The 3312-nt window shown below is 35.2% G+C and carries 2 protein-coding genes and 1 pseudogene; all 3 read right to left on the bottom strand.

Features of this window, described 5'->3' with window-relative positions:
- Positions 1–269: 269 nt before the first annotated feature.
- On the bottom strand, positions 270–1718 hold the full coding sequence (locus tag Q0K76_RS12895; protein ID WP_294616078.1) for an amino acid permease: 1449 nt from the start codon (positions 1716–1718) through the stop codon (positions 270–272).
- Between the two features lie 195 nt (positions 1719–1913).
- Positions 1914–2948 carry an alcohol dehydrogenase AdhP gene (gene adhP / locus Q0K76_RS12890; RefSeq protein ID WP_294616077.1) on the bottom strand — a complete coding sequence of 345 codons (1035 nt, stop codon included), beginning with the start codon at positions 2946–2948 and terminating at the stop codon, positions 1914–1916.
- Between the two features lie 88 nt (positions 2949–3036).
- Positions 3037–3312, bottom strand: a pseudogene (locus Q0K76_RS12885) (hypothetical protein); the annotation flags it as partial.

The following is a 3312-nucleotide window of genomic DNA, read 5'->3' as shown; positions in this document are numbered from 1 at the left end:
TATAAAACACCTTATGAAGCCTTTTACTGACTGGATTCGCACTTAGATGTTGAATTCAGCTTAATATTTTTACTAAAACATATGGCTATCCTGAAACTTTTTGACAAAAATCTTATTTACTTATCTAAATTGCTTAGTTACGGCACATCTTAGAAAATGCCCACCTGCTAGATAAAACACTGAATATCTCAGAGAGAATAACTATCTATTACTATTCAATTATATTAATTCCGCCAATTTTCATTGACGGTCATAATATTGATGCAAACTTATTTACTTATTATGCTGCCGTAAATTATTAATAATGCAATAATAACCATGGCTGCAATCATAATCGTGTATTGAGTTTTAATTCGGTATTTTTTAACTTCACCAAGTGCAAGTTCTATCCCTTTGTTTTTATTATCATAATAAAAATAGATGGGTAATCCAATTAACGTGAGAATTATTGAGGCGATACCATTTACTGTTTGATAGATAAGCATACCATAAATAACATAAACAGCGCCTAAAATAGCAACAATTGGTATAATGGGATAACCTATCACTTTATAAGATCTTACAACATTAGGATATGTTTTTCGCGCGATAAATACGCCGATAAATGTTAATAAATAAAATACCCAAATAGAAAACATCGAAATTTCAGATAGACGATCGGCATCAAGTAAAGCTGAATATAAGAAAGAAAAAATTACTAGAATTATAATAGCATTAACTGGCGACCGACTATCATCATCAATGGTACTTAAATAACGTGCACCGATAATTGTGCCGCGTTCTCCCATACTAAAAATGGTTCGTGATAAAGTCATAATATAACCATTTATACCACCTAAAATAGATATCATGATACCAACTGCTACTAAATTACCACCAAAATTGCCGAACATCCGTTGCGACGCAACTGCTGATGCATCATGCCCAAGAGTAACCATTTCTTGAACAGGAAAAATCTTAAACAATGCAATATTAATACAGGCATAAACAATAACTAAAAAGATAATCCCCAGAATAATTGCTTTAGGTAACACTTTGGCTGGATTGTGAATTTCACCAGCAACAGAGGCAACTTGTGCCCAACCATCATAAGCAAATAATGTGGCTAAAATAGCGACTGCAAAAGGAGCCATAGTTTCAATACCTTGTCCACTAGCACTAAATAATGCCACTTGCCCACTGCCTTTCCATAATCCAAATATTGCTAATAATAATATTGGAATGAGTTTACATACAGTGGCAATAGTTTGCAGATATCCAGCTTGTTTAACACCAATTGCATTAATAAAGGCGATGAATCCCAGTACTCCAGCGCTGACAGCCATTTTAAACGCATCATTAATATTGAATAACAAACAAAATACCGAACTGAAATAGCCAACTAATGCACCAACTAAGGAAGGGGCAAACAGCACGGTTATCATCCAACCATAAAGATGAGCAACTTTAGCACCATAAATTTTTTCAAGATAAACCAGTAATCCCCCTGTTCGAGGGAACATTACACCTAATTCGCAAAGTGTTAATCCACCACAAATGGAAAAAATACCACCTATTATCCAAGCTAATAGTGCATAATGATAATCACCAGTAACTTCTAAAACAGCGGGAGGTTTCATAAATGCTCCTGCACCTAAAACCATTCCGACTACAAGTGATAATGCCGAAACTATACCAAGATCTTTTCGCAATTTATTTTCTAAATTGTGATCTGACATCAAAAAACCCCTTTAATACATATAATATAAGCGTAAAAATGCCACTTATAATAGGGGTTTATATATAAAATACAAGAAGCGTTGAGATTAACAATTAAAAAAAATAGTAAAAGAATAGATTAATACTGAATGCGTTATAAAATTAATCGACTAAAAAACCAGCACCAGGCTGGCTTATGAATAAATATCGGTTAGTTATTTCTTTTTCTTCATTTTCATATCAACAACCATACGGCCTTGAATTTTACCTGCTCTCATCTCTTCAATCATATTGTTAATGTCTTCAAATGGACGTTTTTCAACTATTGGAACAACTTTACCTTCAGCACTAAATTGGAACGCTTCAGCCAAATCTTCACGAGTACCAACCAGTGAACCTAAAACTTGAATACCATCTAATACTGTTCGTGGAATACTAAGATCCATTGTTTCAGAAGGCAAACCTAAAGCCACCACACGACCTAATGGGCGAACTGAATCAATGGCTTGATTAAAACCTGTTTTTGTCACGGATGTTACCACAGCTCCATGAACACCACCGCCGGTGTGCTCTTTAATATAAGCACCAACATCAGCAACCTTTTTAGGATTAACCACTAAATCAGCCCCTAGCTTTTTACATAATTCTAATTGACTATCGCTATTACTAATGGCAACCACTTTGTTGTTAAACACTTTTTTACCATATTCCACCGCAAGCGTACCAAGTCCCCCAATCCCAAATACTGCAAGCCATTGTCCCGGTTTGGTACTTGCTACTTTTATACCTTTATAAGTAGTTACACCTGCGCAAGTTACACTGGTAGCTTGTGCTGGATCTAGTCCATCTGGTACTTTCACCGCATAATCGGCCTTTACAATACATTGCTCGGCCATGCCACCATCAACACTATAACCTGAATTTAATGCACTACGGCAAAAAGTCTCATTCCCAGAAATACAAAACTCACAAGTACCACAACCAGCATGAAACCATGCAATACTAACCCGATCACCAACTTTAAGACTTTTCACATCAGGGGCAATTTTTGAAACAATACCAACCCCTTCATGACCAATAACTCGACCTGGTTTTTTACCAAAATCACCCGCAGCAACATGAAGATCGGTATGACAAAGACCACAATATTCAACATCGACTAACGCTTCTCCTGCTTCTAACGGTCGAACTGGAATATCTTTGATTTCAACTTGTCCATCGCATTCAGGTTTAATAACAGCAGCTTTCATTTCTTTCTCCTAAATAATTCAAATCCAAAATATAATTGATTTTATTTTAACCTTTTTATTTTATTAAAATATGAGTAATTTCACATTTTTATAAAATAAATGATTTTTTTGGTGATGTAAGTTCAAAAGCTAAGTGAGAATCGAGTTGGTAAAAGACTTGATAGGGTGTTTTAAATCCAAGTTGTTTTCGTGGGCGATGATTTAATCGTGCCATAACCATTAAAACCTCTTCGTGACTAATCATAGCAAATGGTATTTTCTTAGAGAAGTATTGTCTGATTAATCCATTCGTATTTTCGTTTGTCCCTAGCTCCCAGGATGAATATGGATGAGCGAAATAAAATTTACACCTCAGACGCTCTGC

Origin of the sequence: uncultured Gilliamella sp. (assembly GCA_945271295.1) — a bacterium.
In the GTDB taxonomy this organism is placed as follows: domain Bacteria; phylum Pseudomonadota; class Gammaproteobacteria; order Enterobacterales; family Orbaceae; genus Gilliamella.
This window is presented reverse-complemented; position numbering and strand designations above follow the sequence as displayed.

Excerpts from the sequence above, each read along its gene's own strand:
- Q0K76_RS12895 (WP_294616078.1), bottom strand. The coding sequence starts at position 1,718 with ATGTCAGATCACAATTTAGAAAATAAATTGCGAAAAGATCTTGGTATA.
- adhP (WP_294616077.1), bottom strand. The coding sequence starts at position 2,948 with ATGAAAGCTGCTGTTATTAAACCTGAATGCGATGGACAAGTTGAAATC.